The sequence below is a fragment of the Bradyrhizobium neotropicale genome (genome assembly GCF_001641695.1).
Lineage (GTDB): Bacteria > Pseudomonadota > Alphaproteobacteria > Rhizobiales > Xanthobacteraceae > Bradyrhizobium > Bradyrhizobium neotropicale.
Genome location: NZ_LSEF01000016.1, coordinates 1 through 12835, shown reverse-complemented (window position 1 = coordinate 12835; position 12835 = coordinate 1). Strand labels below are relative to the sequence as shown.

12 protein-coding genes and 1 pseudogene are annotated in these 12835 nt (G+C 64.6%); 5 read left to right on the top strand and 8 right to left on the bottom strand.

The features are described from left to right. Positions 1–362, top strand: a 362-nt coding sequence (locus AXW67_RS43655) for a fumarylacetoacetate hydrolase family protein (RefSeq protein ID WP_245315377.1), incomplete at its 5' end; no start/stop codon positions are given. 85 nt (positions 363–447) lie between these two features. On the opposite strand, the gene AXW67_RS02485 is transcribed toward AXW67_RS43655, so the two are convergent. Next, the gene (locus AXW67_RS02485) at positions 448–906 is read right to left on the bottom strand and encodes a YybH family protein (RefSeq protein ID WP_063676389.1); all 459 of its coding nucleotides are present in this window, start codon (positions 904–906) and stop codon (positions 448–450) included. Between the two features lie 177 nt (positions 907–1083). Here AXW67_RS02485 and AXW67_RS02480 point away from each other — a divergent pair, with 177 nt between their 5' ends. Together AXW67_RS02480 and AXW67_RS02475 are read left to right on the top strand one after the other, a co-directional pair. Continuing rightward, on the top strand, positions 1084–1896 hold the full coding sequence (locus AXW67_RS02480) for an amino acid kinase family protein (RefSeq protein ID WP_063676351.1): 813 nt from the start codon (positions 1084–1086) through the stop codon (positions 1894–1896). Between the two features lie 14 nt (positions 1897–1910). Then, positions 1911–2738 (top strand): amino acid kinase family protein, encoded by an 828-nt coding sequence (locus AXW67_RS02475; protein ID WP_027554749.1) that lies wholly within the window; start codon positions 1911–1913, stop codon positions 2736–2738. Positions 2739–2906: 168 nt separating this feature from the next. Here AXW67_RS02475 and AXW67_RS02470 read toward each other — a convergent pair whose 3' ends face one another. The 4 genes from AXW67_RS02470 to AXW67_RS02460 all read right to left on the bottom strand — a co-directional run bounded on the left by AXW67_RS02470 (position 2907) and on the right by AXW67_RS02460 (position 6413). Further along, positions 2907–3836, bottom strand: a complete 930-nt coding sequence (locus tag AXW67_RS02470) for an aspartyl/asparaginyl beta-hydroxylase domain-containing protein (RefSeq protein ID WP_063676350.1) — start codon at positions 3834–3836, stop codon at positions 2907–2909. 142 nt (positions 3837–3978) lie between these two features. Then, positions 3979–4134: a hypothetical protein gene (locus tag AXW67_RS43010; RefSeq protein WP_198024791.1), complete on the bottom strand. Its 156-nt coding sequence runs from the start codon at positions 4132–4134 to the stop codon at positions 3979–3981. Positions 4135–4303: 169 nt separating this feature from the next. Then, positions 4304–5353 (bottom strand): alpha/beta fold hydrolase, encoded by a 1050-nt coding sequence (locus AXW67_RS02465; RefSeq protein WP_063676388.1) that lies wholly within the window; start codon positions 5351–5353, stop codon positions 4304–4306. 136 nt (positions 5354–5489) lie between these two features. Next, entirely contained in the window at positions 5490–6413 is a 924-nt protein-coding gene (locus tag AXW67_RS02460) for a LysR family transcriptional regulator (protein WP_063676348.1), read from the bottom strand. 232 nt (positions 6414–6645) lie between these two features. Here AXW67_RS02460 and AXW67_RS02455 point away from each other — a divergent pair, with 232 nt between their 5' ends. Next, complete coding sequence (locus tag AXW67_RS02455; protein WP_063676347.1) at positions 6646–7356, top strand: SDR family NAD(P)-dependent oxidoreductase; 711 nt, start codon at positions 6646–6648, stop codon at positions 7354–7356. A 13-nt stretch (positions 7357–7369) separates the two neighbouring features. Continuing rightward, positions 7370–8674 carry a YbfB/YjiJ family MFS transporter gene (locus AXW67_RS02450; RefSeq protein WP_145927371.1) on the top strand — a complete coding sequence of 435 codons (1305 nt, stop codon included), beginning with the start codon at positions 7370–7372 and terminating at the stop codon, positions 8672–8674. A gap of 21 nt (positions 8675–8695) precedes the next feature. On the opposite strand, the gene AXW67_RS02445 is transcribed toward AXW67_RS02450, so the two are convergent. From AXW67_RS02445 to metK, 3 genes and pseudogenes are all read right to left on the bottom strand, one after another. Next, positions 8696–10156 (bottom strand): flavin-containing monooxygenase, encoded by a 1461-nt coding sequence (locus tag AXW67_RS02445; RefSeq protein WP_063676345.1) that lies wholly within the window; start codon positions 10154–10156, stop codon positions 8696–8698. Between the two features lie 159 nt (positions 10157–10315). Continuing rightward, complete coding sequence (gene ahcY / locus AXW67_RS02440; RefSeq protein WP_063676344.1) at positions 10316–11737, bottom strand: adenosylhomocysteinase; 1422 nt, start codon at positions 11735–11737, stop codon at positions 10316–10318. A 124-nt stretch (positions 11738–11861) separates the two neighbouring features. Next, positions 11862–12835: pseudogene (gene metK, locus AXW67_RS02435) on the bottom strand (methionine adenosyltransferase); the annotation flags it as partial.

The following is a 12835-nucleotide window of genomic DNA, read 5'->3' as shown; positions in this document are numbered from 1 at the left end:
CCCGCCGCGACCTCCAGATCGCCTCGCGCAAGAAGGAGCGTCCGTGGGAGATCGGCAAGTCGTTCGACGGCTCCGCGCCGTGCTCCGCAGTGCAGCCTGCATCGAAGATCGGCCATCCCTCCAAGGGCAAGATCTGGCTCACGGTCAACGGCAAGGAAGCGCAGAAGGGCGACCTCACCGAGTTGATCTGGAATGTGCCGGAGATCATCTGGCAGCTCTCCCAGCAGGTGAAGCTCGCCGCCGGCGACATCATCATGACGGGCACGCCGGCCGGCGTGTCGCAGCTCCAGCCCGGCGACAAGCTCGAATGCGGCGTCGACGGCGTCGGCACGCTGAAGGTCTCGATCGGCCAGCCGGAATAGGCTCAGCGCAACGTCAATGTGTCGAAAGGCCCCGGAGGGATCCGGGGCCTTTTTGCATGACTGCGGCCACGCGAAGTCGGACGATCTACCAGGCCTTCACCGGTCGATTGGCGTGGCTGGCCTGCGGCACGCCGCGATTGAGTGACATATGGGAATGCACACACAGCCAACCGTCGGCATTCCCTGAAAACACCATCGTCGCTCGGCCTGGCCGCGGAAACGGACTGCCATCGGGATGATAGCCCGTGCTCGTCCATGGCGCGATCACGGTCGCCATCGTGCCACCGGAGGACACCAGGATCGAAGTTTGCTCGATGACAAAACGGAAGTCGGTCGTCTTTGGCCAGACGTTATCCCATTGAGTCGCGACCCATTGATCGAGACCAGGGATGACGTCGTTATGCGTGCCGAAGGCAAGCACATCCGGATGAAAGAGCCGCCTCGCCGAGGCGTAGTCGACCTCGCGGACATAGCCCGCGAAGGTTTCCAGCCACTGACGGAAGAATCGCGCAATCTCGGTGTTTGCGGTCGGCAAGGGGGCCATTGCCTGCTCCATATTCGGCCACTCAATCGCGGCAATCTTGTTGCCATGGGCCGAACTATCCAGCAAGAGATGTACTCTGAAACCACCGGTGGACTTCTTTGAGGCCACGGGTGGAGATCGGTCGGGACCGGCGGGTCCGCCGCAGAGATTGCATCAGAAAACGAGAGGATGTCTCGGATGACGAACACGACCACGGAGCTCGAAGCGCTGCTCATGCAGCGCTCGCTCACCGACCCACAGCTTCAGTCCGCCGCAGAGGCGGCTTCGGACTTCCGCATCCTGCCGGATGCGACCGTGATCAAGATCGGCGGACAGAGCGTGATCGATCGCGGCCGCGCCGCGGTCTACCCGCTGGTCGACGAGATCGTCGCGGCGCGCAAGGCGCACAAGCTTTTGATCGGAACCGGCGCCGGCACGCGCGCGCGCCATCTCTATTCGATCGCGGCCGGGCTGTGCCTGCCGGCCGGCGTGCTGTCGCAGCTCGGCGCCTCCGTCGCCGATCAGAACGCCGCGATGCTCGGGCAGCTCCTTGCCAAGCATGGCATCTCCGCCGTCAGCAGCGCCGGGCTCTCGTCCGTGCCGCTGTTCCTCGCCGAGGTGAATGCCGTCATCTTCAGCGGCATGCCGCCCTATAGCCTGTGGATGCGTCCCGCGGCCGAGGGCGTGATCCCGCCCTATCGCACCGACGCCGGCTGCTTCCTCGTCGCCGAGCAGTTCGGCTGCAAGGCGATGATCTATGTGAAGGACGAGAACGGGCTCTACACCGCGAACCCGAAGACGGCGAAGAATGCCACCTTCATCCCGAAGATCTCGGTGACCGAGATGAAGGTCAAGGGCCTGCAGGACTCGATCCTCGAATTCCCGGTGCTCGATCTGCTCGCCGCAGCGCGCCACGTTCGCGAGGTGCAGATCATCAATGGCCTCGTCCCCGGCAATCTCACCCGCGCGCTCGCGGGCGAGCATGTCGGCACCATCATCACTGCGAGCTAGAGTGAACCAACGCCATGGCTGACACCAACCAGATCAAGCACGTCGCCTCGCCGCTCGCGCGCCAGACCCTGCTCGACGGCGATCTCACCCGTCCCGTCGCTGGCAGCCGCCCAATCAAGCTCCTGCCTTGGGTGCATGTCGTGAAGATCGGCGGCCGCATCATGGATCGCGGTCACGAGGCGATCCTCCCGCTCGTCGACGAGTTGCGGTCGCTCCTGCCCGAGCATCGCCTGCTCATCTTGACCGGCGCGGGCATCCGCGCGCGTCATCTCTACAGCGTCGGTCTCGACCTCGGACTTCCGGTCGGGTCGCTGGCGCCACTCGCCGCAAGCGAGGCCGGCCAGAACGGCCATATTCTCGCGAACCTGCTCGCACCGGAGGGCGTCTCCTACGTCGAGCATCCCACCATCGCGAGCCAGCTCGCCATTCACCTCTCCGCCGCCCGCGCGGTCGTCGGCAGCGCCTTTCCGCCCTACCATCACCATGAATTCCCGACCTCGCGCATCCCGCTGCATCGGGCCGACACCGGCGCCTTCCTGCTCGCCGACGCGCTCGGGGCCGCCGGCCTCACGATCGTGGAGGACGTCGATGGTGTCTACACCACCGATCCCAATGGCGCCGACGGCAAGAAGGCTGAGCTGCTGAAAGAGACCAGCTTCGCCGAGCTTGCGAAGCTCGAGGGCACGCTGCCGTTCGATCCTGCGCTGATCGAGGTCATGGCCAACGCGCGCCACATCGCACGGGTGCAAGTCGTGAATGGCCTCGTTCCCGGCCGGCTCACCGCGGCGCTACGCGGCCAGCACGTCGGGTCGATCATTCACACCGGCGCCCGCCCGGTTTGATTGCGCCAGCACATCGCGCTGGCGACACAAATAAACAAAGCCCCGAAGCTTGGCTCCGGGGCTTTTCGATTCTGAAATCGTAGGGCGGATTAGCGAAGCGTAATCCGCCATCAATTGTTACAGTCGAACGGTGGATTACGCTTCGCTAATCCACCCTACATACTCAAATCACCGCAGCGCCGACACCACGATGAGGCCGAGGATCAGTGCCGTCAGCGAGTACTTCAGCGCGTAGTAGACGTTGCGGTTCCACTCCTTGACCTTGCGGCTGGCGAGATGGATCTCGTAGAGCTTGCCGAACACCTTGTTGAGCGCGCCGACATTCTCGCCGTCGACGTTCTGGGTCGCCGACGCCTTGACGATGTGATGGCTGACCCAGCGGTTGATCGCGGTCATGAAGCCGAACTTCATCGGACGCTCGACGTCGCAGAACAGGATGATGCGATTGACGTCGGTCGCGTTCTCGGCGGTGTGGATGAAGGTCTCGTCGAACATGAAGGCCTCGCCGTCTCGCCAGACGCATTCGACGCCGTCGACCAGGATGCGGCACTTGTTCGAGTTCGGCGTGACGAGGCCGAGGTGGTAGCGCAGCGAGCCGGCGAAGGGATCGCGATGCGCGCCCAGCTTGCCGCCCGGCGGCAGCATCGCGAACATCGCGCCGTGCACGGACGGAATCGAGTTGAGCAGCTCCACGGTCTTCGGGCACAGCGTGCGCGCCGAGGGCAGGAAGTCGTCGTACCACTTCAGGTAAAAGCGCTTCCAGCCACTCTTGAAGAACGAGTAGAAGCCCCAGTCGTTGTTCTTGGCCGCCGCGCGGATGAAGCCTTCATCGAACAGGCGCACCGCCTCGTCGCGAATGGTCTCCCAATTCTCGCTGAGCGGCTTCAGCTCCGGAAACTGGTCAACCGAGATCACCGGCTTGTTCGGCACGGCCGAGCCCGCATACATCAGCACGTTGTACGGCGCGAGATAGGTCGAGTGATCGCCGAGCTGGCGCGCGAAGCGCAGCCGCTGCTTGCCCCGGAAGTGAACGTAAATCGTCGATGCCGCAAGCACATAAAGAATGACAAGTTGCGGCGCAAAGAGCTGTTTCAGCATATCCCCGTTCCCAAGTGACCCAGCCGGAATGCGTGTAGCCCGCCGCGACCCCAGCGGCAAGGCACTCACCGGTGGGTTGCGATGTGACTGTGGATCACAAAGACGGAACCGGGTGCCAAGAAACGGACCGGAAGGAGCCGAATCAGGCCCGCGCCAGCGCCTGGAGCCCCTTGAAGGTCAGGCGCTTGGGATCCCTGACGCCTTCGAGATAGAGCCGGCGGATGAAGGTGATGGCCGCGTCGCGGTCACAGTCGGTCAGCGCGACGACGGCGTCGACTGCAATCTTCTGGGCTTCCATTGGGTTTACCTCGGCCTTGCGAGTACCCCGGCCGGGACAGGCTAGGACTCGCCGGTTAATCCGGCATTAACCGTTGGGACAGGGTGACCGATTCAGCCGGGCGGCCGAATACGCAAAACGACGCATTGGCGGTGCCTGAGCGGCCGGCCCGTGCCGGCCGCCCGCGCCTTCAGCTTCCGGCGATATCGACCACGGCCTGGGCAAAGGCCTGCGGCGCTTCCTGGGGCAGGTTATGCCCGATGCCGCCGGTGATGGTCCGGTGCTCGTACTTGCCGGAGAACTTCTTGGCGTAGGCAGAAGGCTCCGGATGCGGCGCGCCGTTGGCGTCGCCTTCCATGGTGATGGAGGGCACGGTGATCACCGGCAGGCTCGCCAGCCGCTGCTCCAACTCGGCATACTTCGCCTCGCCCTCCGCGAGACCAAGCCGCCAGCGATAATTGTGGATGGAGATGTCGACGTGATCGGCGTTCTCGAGCGAAGCGGCGCTGCGGTCGTAGGTGGCATCGTCGAAATGCCACATCGGCGAGGCGAGCTTCCAGATCAGCTTGGCGAAGTCGTGCCGGTTCTTGGCATAGCCTTCACGGCCGCGCTCGGTGGCGAAGTAGAACTGATACCACCATTGCAGCTCGGCACTCGGGGGCAGCGGCGTCTTGCCCGCCGCCTGGCTCGAGATCAGGTAGCCGCTCACCGAGACCATCGCCTTGACGCGCTCCGGCCAGAGCGCCGCGACGATGTTGGCGGTCCGCGCACCCCAATCGTAGCCGGCGAGCGTCGCCTGCTTGATGCCGAGTGCATCCATCAGCGCGACGATGTCTGAGGCAAGCGCCGCGGGCTCGCCGTTTCGCATCGTGTCCTGCGACAGGAAGCGTGTCGTGCCATAACCGCGCAGATGCGGAACGATAACGTGATAGCCCGCCTGCGCCAGCGCCGGCGCGACATCGACGAAACTGTGGATGTCGTAGGGCCAGCCATGCAACAGGATCACCACGGGACCATCGGCCGGTCCGGCCTCAGCATAGCCGACATTGAGAACGCCGGCATCGATCTGCTTGATCGCAGCGAACGACGTGTTCGCGCCCGGCTTGACCGCGGGCAGAGCGGCCGACCCCGCCTTGCTGGTTTGCGCCGCGACGGTGCGGCTGAAAACCAGAGGAGCTGCGATGCCGATCGCGGCGGTGGTGAGAAAACGGCGGCGATTGTCGTTTATTTCTTCTGACATCTTCAACTCGTGCGTTTTGCAGGCGCGCAATGCGGCCGACGGGCCAGTCTATCACGTCAGATGTGGGCACAATCGAGACGGCAGCGAACAGCCGGCCTGCGATAACCCCTCTTCCATGCGGGACACGAGTCACAATTCAGCGAGTGTCGATCGCCTTCTTCAGAACCGCGAACTGCTTCTTCAGTCGCGGCGCGGCGAAATCCGTGAAGGCTCGCACTTTCGGCACCGATAGCCGGCCCTGCGGCGAGATCAGATGCACGGGCATCTCGGGATCCTCGTCGCCAGCGAGCACGATATCGAGCTCGCCGCGATGCACCTGCTCGGCGACCTGGTAGGAGTACATCCGCGCGACGCCCCGGCCGGCGACGGCTGAGGCAACCGCGGCATAGGTGCTGTTGATCACGAGCCGCGGCGTGAACTGGACGGTGCGCGAGCTAGAGGAGCCGCGTTGCGGCGCAAAGGTCCAGGAATTCGGCAGGTGGGCCATCGCGATGATCTGGTGCTTGGCGAGATCGCCGGGCTCCTCGATGCGCGGATGCTGGTTCAAATACCGCGGCGCGGCCACCACCACGCGGCGCACGTCGCCGAGCTTCGTCGCAACCATTGCCGAATCCGAGAGAGGACCGATGCGGAGTGCGACATCGATGCCCTCTTCGATCAGATTCACCGAGCGGTCGAACAGCAACAGCTTTGCCGACACGGTCGGGTAAGCATCGAGGAAAGCATCGAGGATCGGCCGCAGCACCATCTCGCCCGAGACCACCGGCGCGGTGATCGCGAGCGTGCCGCGCGGCGCCGCGCGCGGGCCGGCCGCGATATCGTCGGCCTCCTCCAGCTCGGTCAGCACGCGGCGGCAGATCTCGACGTAGCGCTCGCCCTCCTCGCTCAGCTTGATCGAACGTGTCGTCCGATGGAGGAGCTCGGCGCCGACCCGCTCCTCCAGGAAGGCGATGGCGCGGCTCACGGCGGCCGGCGAGCGGCCCAGCTTGCGCCCCGCGGCAGCGAGGCTGCCCTCGTCCACCGCAAGGACGAACACCTTCATCGCATCCAGCCGATCCATGCCCTTCCCGCCGCCCCATCAAGATCCGGTTGCAGGCTAAGCGCTTGAGTGCGCTGGGACAACCGTCCCGGGGGACCGATCCGGCATTCGATCGCGCCGCGAAAGAGTGTCTGCCGGACAGCGTGTATTCGCAACCGGACCGCCGCGGCGTACCTCTCACCGCAAGCCAGTGGCTGCCCCGCAGCGGACCGGCACAAGGTCACTCTCACAGATCAAGCAACAGGAGCCTATCATGGGTATCGAGCAGAAAGTCGCCATCATCACCGGTGCTTCGCAGGGTATCGGCGCGGCCCTCGTCAAGGGATATCGCGATCGCAACTATCGCGTCGTCGCAACCGCGCGCTCCATCAAGCCTTCTGCCGACGATGGCATCCTCACCGTCGCCGGTGACATTGCCGACCCCGAAACCGCCAAGCGCGTGGTGTCGCAGGCGGTCGCCCGGTTCGGCCGCGTCGACACGCTGGTCAACAATGCCGGCATCTTTCTCGCCAAACCGTTCACGCAGTACACGGCGGAAGATTATGCGACGGTGATGGGCATCAACGTCGCGGGCTTCTTCCGCATCACCCAGCTCGCCATCGCCGAGATGGAAAAGCAGGGCTCGGGTCACGTCGTCCAGATCACGACCAGCCTCGTCGATCAGGCCAATTCGAACGTGCCCTCCGTGCTGGCCTCGCTGAGCAAGGGCGGGCTCAACGCCGCGACCAAGTCGCTCGCGATCGAATATGCCAAACGCGGCATCCGCGTGAACGCGGTGGCACCCGGCATCATCAAGTCGCCGATGCATCCGGTCGAGACGCATGCCCAGCTCGGCGCGCTGCACCCCGTCGGCCACATGGGCGAGATGGCCGACATCGTCGACGCCGTGCTCTATCTCGAGCAGGCCGGCTTCGTGACCGGCGAGATCCTGCATGTCGATGGCGGCCAGAGCGCCGGCCATTGAACGCAGGAGAGAGATGATCCGCGCGGCCAAGCCCGCGCAGGAGGATGAGATGACCGAACTGAATGCAGAGACGAAGCACCACGCCCGGCCGCATCGGCGGCCGGGATCACGTGCACACTCAACTTCACAATCCACTTCACAATCTACTTCGCAATCCACCTGGCGATATGCAGTGGCGGGATTGTCCGCATCGCTGGTTGGTCTCGGCCTCGCCCGTTTTGCCTATACACCGCTGATCCCCGCCCTGATCGCTGCAAAGTGGTTCAGCGCCTCCGACGTCGTCTATCTCGGCGCCGCCAACCTTGCCGGCTATCTCGCCGGTGCGCTCGCGGCACGCGCCGTGGCCGCCCGCATCGGCGCGGTCCAATCGCTGCGCGCGATGATGCTGCTCGCCACCCTCTCCTTCTTCGCCAGCTCACACCCGATCTCCTTCACCTGGTTCTTCGGCTGGCGTTTCCTCGCAGGCTTCACCGGGGGGATCATCATGGTGCTCGCGGCGTCCGCCGTGCTGCCGCACACCTCGCCCGCCAAGCGCGGCATCGTTGGCGGCGTGATCTTCGCCGGTGTCGGCCTCGGTGTTGCCGCATCGGGCACTCTGGTGCCGCTACTGCTGCAACAGGGCTTGCCTCAGAGCTGGTATGGCCTCGGTGTTCTCGCATGCCTGCTGACTCTGGCGAGCTGGTGGAATTGGCCGGCGGAGGTGAAGACCGATGCTACGCCCGCGCCTTCTCACGCAAAGCAACGTCACACCTCGCTCGTCGCGCGCGCCCTGCTGGTCCAGTACGGCCTCAACGCGGTGGCGCTGGTGCCGCACATGGTCTTCATCGTCGATTTCGTGGCGCGTGGCCTCGGCCAGGGCATCGCGGCGGGATCGCGCTACTGGGTACTGTACGGCCTCGGCGCGATCGTCGGTCCGCTCGTCACCGGCCATCTCGGCGACCGCGCTGGATTTGGGCCAGCGCTGCGCGCGGCCTTTCTGGTCGAGGCGGCCGCCGTGCTGCTGCCGACCGTGAGCACCGCGCCGGTCTCGCTGATCGTGTCGAGCGTCGTGGTTGGCGGCTTCACACCCGGCATCGTGCCGCTCGTGCTTGGGCGCATCCATGAGCTGGACCCGCACAGCACCGAACAGCAGCGCGCTACGTGGAGCCACGCCACCACCAGCTTTGCGCTGTTCCAGGCGGCCGCGGCTTACGGCTTCTCCTGGTTCTACGCGCAGACAGGCGGCGACTACCTCATGCTGTTCGCCCTCGGCGGCGGCGCGGTGGTCCTGGCGCTCGCGATCGATCTCGCACTGGCGCTGACCGCGCGCAAAGCGTGACCGCAACGGCGGCGGCAGTGATCAGGAATACTGCATCACGCCGTCGTCGATACGGCCGTAGCGCAGGGAGACGATGTCGAGGGCGTAATTCTGGTAGAGCCGCCAGGGCCGTTTGGAGCCCTGCTTGGGCATCTTCGCGATTGAGCGCTGCACATAGCCCGAGGTGAAATTGAGCGAGGGCTGGAGGCTGACCGCCGGGTCGTCATTGTGCGGAACGCATTGACGGAAATTGTGCCGGTCCATGTAGTTGATGAGCCGGCAGACATATTCACAGGTGAGGTCGCATTTCAGCGTCCATGACGCATTGGTGTAGCCGAAGGCCGAGGCAAGGTTCGGCACGTCGGCATACATCATGCCCTTGTAGGTCAGCGTTTTCGCGAAATCGACGGTCCGGCCGTCGACGCTGATCTCGAGGCCGCCGACGACCTGGAGCACCAAGCCCGTGGCCGTGACGATGATGTCGGCCGCGAGCTCGCGGCCATCCTTGAGGCGGATGCCGTCGCGGGTGAAGGTCTCGATCTCATTGGTGACGACGGAAGCGCGCTGCTCGCGGATCGCCTTGAACAGGTCGCCGTCTGGCACGAGACACAGCCGCTGGTCCCAGGGATTGTAGCGCGGCGTGAAATGGGTCGCGATGTCGTAGTCGGGTCCGAGTGCCATGCGCACGCCCTTGAGGATCAGCTCCTTGACCTTCGCCGGGCGCCGGCGGCTGAGCTGGAAGAAGAACATCCCCCACATCACGTTGCGCCATCGAATCAGATGGTAGGCAAGCATCGCCGGCAGGTCGCGGCGCAGTTTGTTGGCGAGCGGATCCTGCGCCGGCCGCGAGACAACGTAGGTCGGCGAGCGCTGCAGCATCACGACCTGCGAGGCCTTCTTGGCGAGCTCCGGCACCAGCGTCACCGCGGTCGCGCCCGAGCCGATCACGACGACACGCTTTCCCGCGTAGTCGATGTCGTCGGTCCATTTCTGCGGATGCACGATGCGGCCCTGGAAGTCCGCCGTGCCCTTGAACTCCGGCGTGTAGCCTTCCTCGTATTTGTAGTAGCCGGAGCACATGAACAGGAAATTGCAGGTGAAGCGCACGAGCTCGGTCGCGCCCTCGCCCGTCGTGCGTTCGGCCTCGACGGTCCAGCGCGCGTCCGGCGTCGACCAGGATGCGCGCTTGACGCGATGGCGATAGCGGATCTTTGCGTCGATGCCGTTCTCGGCCGCGGTTTCCCGCACATAGTTCAGGATCTGCGGCCCGTCGGCGATCGCCTTTGGATCGGTCCATGGCTTGAAGGAATAGCCGAGCGTGAACATGTCGCTGTCGGAGCGGATCCCGGGATAGCGGAACAGGTCCCAGGTACCGCCGATGCAGTCGCGCCCCTCCAGGATGACGTAGCTCTTGGTCGGGCATTTCGTCTGCAGATGATAGCCCGCGCCGATGCCCGACAGACCGGCACCGACGATCAGCACGTCGAAATGTTCTTGCTGCATGGTTTCCTCCGCCGCTGAGGATTGTCCGCCTGCAGGTCCTGTCCGTCAACTGGCAATCGACCCGTGGCACAACCACAGGACGTTTCGAACGGCGCATTCAAAACAACGAAGCCCCGGATCGCTCCGGGGCTTCGCGTCGATGCTCGATCGAATAGCGGCTCAGTAGCGATAGTGATCGCTCTTGTACGGACCTTCCTGCTTCACGCCGATGTAGTCGGCCTGGTCCTTGCGCAGCTCGGTGAGCTTGACGCCGATCTTGGCGAGGTGCAGGCGCGCGACCTTCTCGTCGAGCGTCTTCGGCAGCACGTAGACCTTCTTCTCGTACTTGCCGTTCTTGTTGTTGGCGAACAGCTCGATCTGCGCCAGCGTCTGGTTGGTGAACGACGCTGACATCACGAAGCTCGGGTGGCCCATCGCGTTGCCGAGGTTCACGAGGCGGCCTTCCGACAGCATGATGATGCGGTGCTTGTCGGGGAATTCGATCTCGTCGACCTGCGGCTTGATGTTGGTCCACTTCAGATTGCGCAGAGAAGCGATCTGAATCTCGTTGTCGAAGTGACCGATGTTGCAGACGATGGCGCGATCCTTCATCGCGCGCATGTGCTCGATGGTGATGATGTCCTTGTTACCCGTCGCGGTGACGAAGATGTCGGCGCGGGGCGCGGCGTCTTCCATGGTCACGACCTCGTAGCCTTCCATCGCCGCCTGCAGCGCGCAGATCGGATCGACTTCCGACACCAGGACGCGGCAGCCGGCCTGGCGCAGCGAGGCAGCCGAGCCCTTGCCGACGTCGCCGAAGCCCGCGACCATCGCCACCTTGCCCGACAGCATCACGTCGGTGCCGCGGCGGATGCCGTCGACGAGCGATTCACGGCAGCCATAGAGGTTGTCGAACTTCGACTTGGTGACGCTGTCGTTGACGTTGATGGCGGGGAACAGCAGCGTGCCCTTGTTCGCCATCTCGTAGAGACGATGCACGCCGGTGGTGGTTTCCTCCGAGACGCCCTTGATGTTCTTGGCGATCTCGCCGAAGTAGCCCTTCGGCTTCTCCTTCAGCAGGCGCTTCACCAGCGCGTAGAAGATCTCTTCTTCCTCCGAGCCTGGCTTGTCGAGGAAGGCGGTGTCGCCGTTCTCGGCGCGCACGCCGGCATGCACCAGCATGGTGGCATCGCCGCCGTCATCGAGGATCATGTTCGGGGTGCCGCCGCCATGCCAGTCGAACAGCTTGGCCGTATAGTCCCAGTATTCGGTCAGCGTCTCGCCCTTGACGGCGAAGACGGGAATGCCGGCCGCGGCGATCGCGGCGGCGGCGTGATCCTGCGTCGAGTAGATGTTGCAGGAGACCCAGCGGATGTCGGCGCCGAGGGCGGCGAGCGTCTCGATCAGCACCGCGGTCTGGATCGTCATGTGCAGCGAGCCGGCAATGCGTGCGCCCTTCAGCGGCTGCTTCGGGCCGAACTCCTCGCGGGTGGCCATCAGGCCGGGCATCTCGGTCTCGGCCAGCGAGATTTCCTTGCGGCCGAAATCGGCGAGCGAAATGTCCTTGACGATGTAGTCGGTGAAGCCGGGCTTCGCGTTCATAGGAGGTTTCCTGTTTGTTTAGCTCGTCGTTCCGGGGCGCCCTTAAAACGAGCGACCCCGGAATCCAGCGGTTCGAGATTCCGGGTTCGCCGCCATCGCGGCGTCCCGAAAGTGACGTCGGTGATTACAGCGCGCGCTTGAGCGGCTCGACCAGGTCGGTCTTCTCCCAGGAGAAGCCGCCCTCGTTGTCGGGCGTGCGGCCGAAATGGCCGTAGGCCGAGGTGCGCGCGTAGATCGGGCGGTTGAGATCGAGATGGGTACGGATGCCGCGCGGAGTGAGGTCCATCGCCTTTGCGGCAGCCTTCTCGAGCTGGTCCTCCGACACCTTACCGGTGCCGTGGGTGTCGATGTAGATCGACAGCGGACGCGCCACGCCGATGGCGTAGGCGAGCTGCAGCGTGCAGCGATCGGCAAGACCGGCCGCGACGATGTTCTTGGCGACATAGCGCGCAGCGTAAGCGGCCGAGCGGTCGACCTTGGTCGGATCCTTGCCGGAGAACGCGCCGCCGCCATGCGGGGCCGCGCCGCCATAGGTGTCGACGATGATCTTGCGGCCGGTCAGGCCGGAGTCGCCGTCGGGACCGCCGATGTAGAACTTGCCGGTCGGGTTGATGTGCCAGATGGTCTTGCCGTTGATCCAGTCCTTCGGCACGCCTCGCGCACATAGGGCTCGACGATGTCGCGGACCTGGCTGGAGGTGAGGTCCGGAACCAGATGCTGGTGCGAGACCACGATCTCGCGTACGCCGACCGGTTTGCCGTTCTCGTACTGCACGGTGACCTGGCTCTTGGAGTCCGGGCCCAGCACCTTCTCGCGGCCGGAGTGGCGCGCTTCGGAGATGAGGCGCAGGATCTTGTGGGCATAGAAAATCGGCGCCGGCATCAGGTCGGGCGTCTCGTTGGTGGCGTAGCCGAACATGATGCCCTGGTCGCCGGCGCCCTCTTCCTTGACCTCACCCGGCTGCGGCGCATCGACGCCCTGGGCGATGTCGGCCGACTGCAGATGCAGGAGGATCTCGATGTCGCAGGTCTTCCAGTGGAAGCCTTCCTGCTCGTAGCCGATGTCCTTGATCGCGCCGCGCACGACGCTCTCGATCTG

Coding starts and splice junctions, on each gene's coding strand:
- AXW67_RS02455 (WP_063676347.1), top strand. CDS start 6,646: ATGGGTATCGAGCAGAAAGTCGCCATCATCACCGGTGCTTCGCAGGGT.
- AXW67_RS02460 (WP_063676348.1), bottom strand. CDS start 6,413: ATGGATCGGCTGGATGCGATGAAGGTGTTCGTCCTTGCGGTGGACGAG.
- AXW67_RS02445 (WP_063676345.1), bottom strand. CDS start 10,156: ATGCAGCAAGAACATTTCGACGTGCTGATCGTCGGTGCCGGTCTGTCG.
- AXW67_RS02475 (WP_027554749.1), top strand. CDS start 1,911: ATGGCTGACACCAACCAGATCAAGCACGTCGCCTCGCCGCTCGCGCGC.
- AXW67_RS02470 (WP_063676350.1), bottom strand. CDS start 3,836: ATGCTGAAACAGCTCTTTGCGCCGCAACTTGTCATTCTTTATGTGCTT.
- ahcY (WP_063676344.1), bottom strand. CDS start 11,737: ATGAACGCGAAGCCCGGCTTCACCGACTACATCGTCAAGGACATTTCG.
- AXW67_RS02485 (WP_063676389.1), bottom strand. CDS start 906: ATGGCCCCCTTGCCGACCGCAAACACCGAGATTGCGCGATTCTTCCGT.
- AXW67_RS02450 (WP_145927371.1), top strand. CDS start 7,370: ATGATCCGCGCGGCCAAGCCCGCGCAGGAGGATGAGATGACCGAACTG.
- AXW67_RS02480 (WP_063676351.1), top strand. CDS start 1,084: ATGACGAACACGACCACGGAGCTCGAAGCGCTGCTCATGCAGCGCTCG.
- AXW67_RS02465 (WP_063676388.1), bottom strand. CDS start 5,353: ATGTCAGAAGAAATAAACGACAATCGCCGCCGTTTTCTCACCACCGCC.
- AXW67_RS43010 (WP_198024791.1), bottom strand. CDS start 4,134: ATGGAAGCCCAGAAGATTGCAGTCGACGCCGTCGTCGCGCTGACCGAC.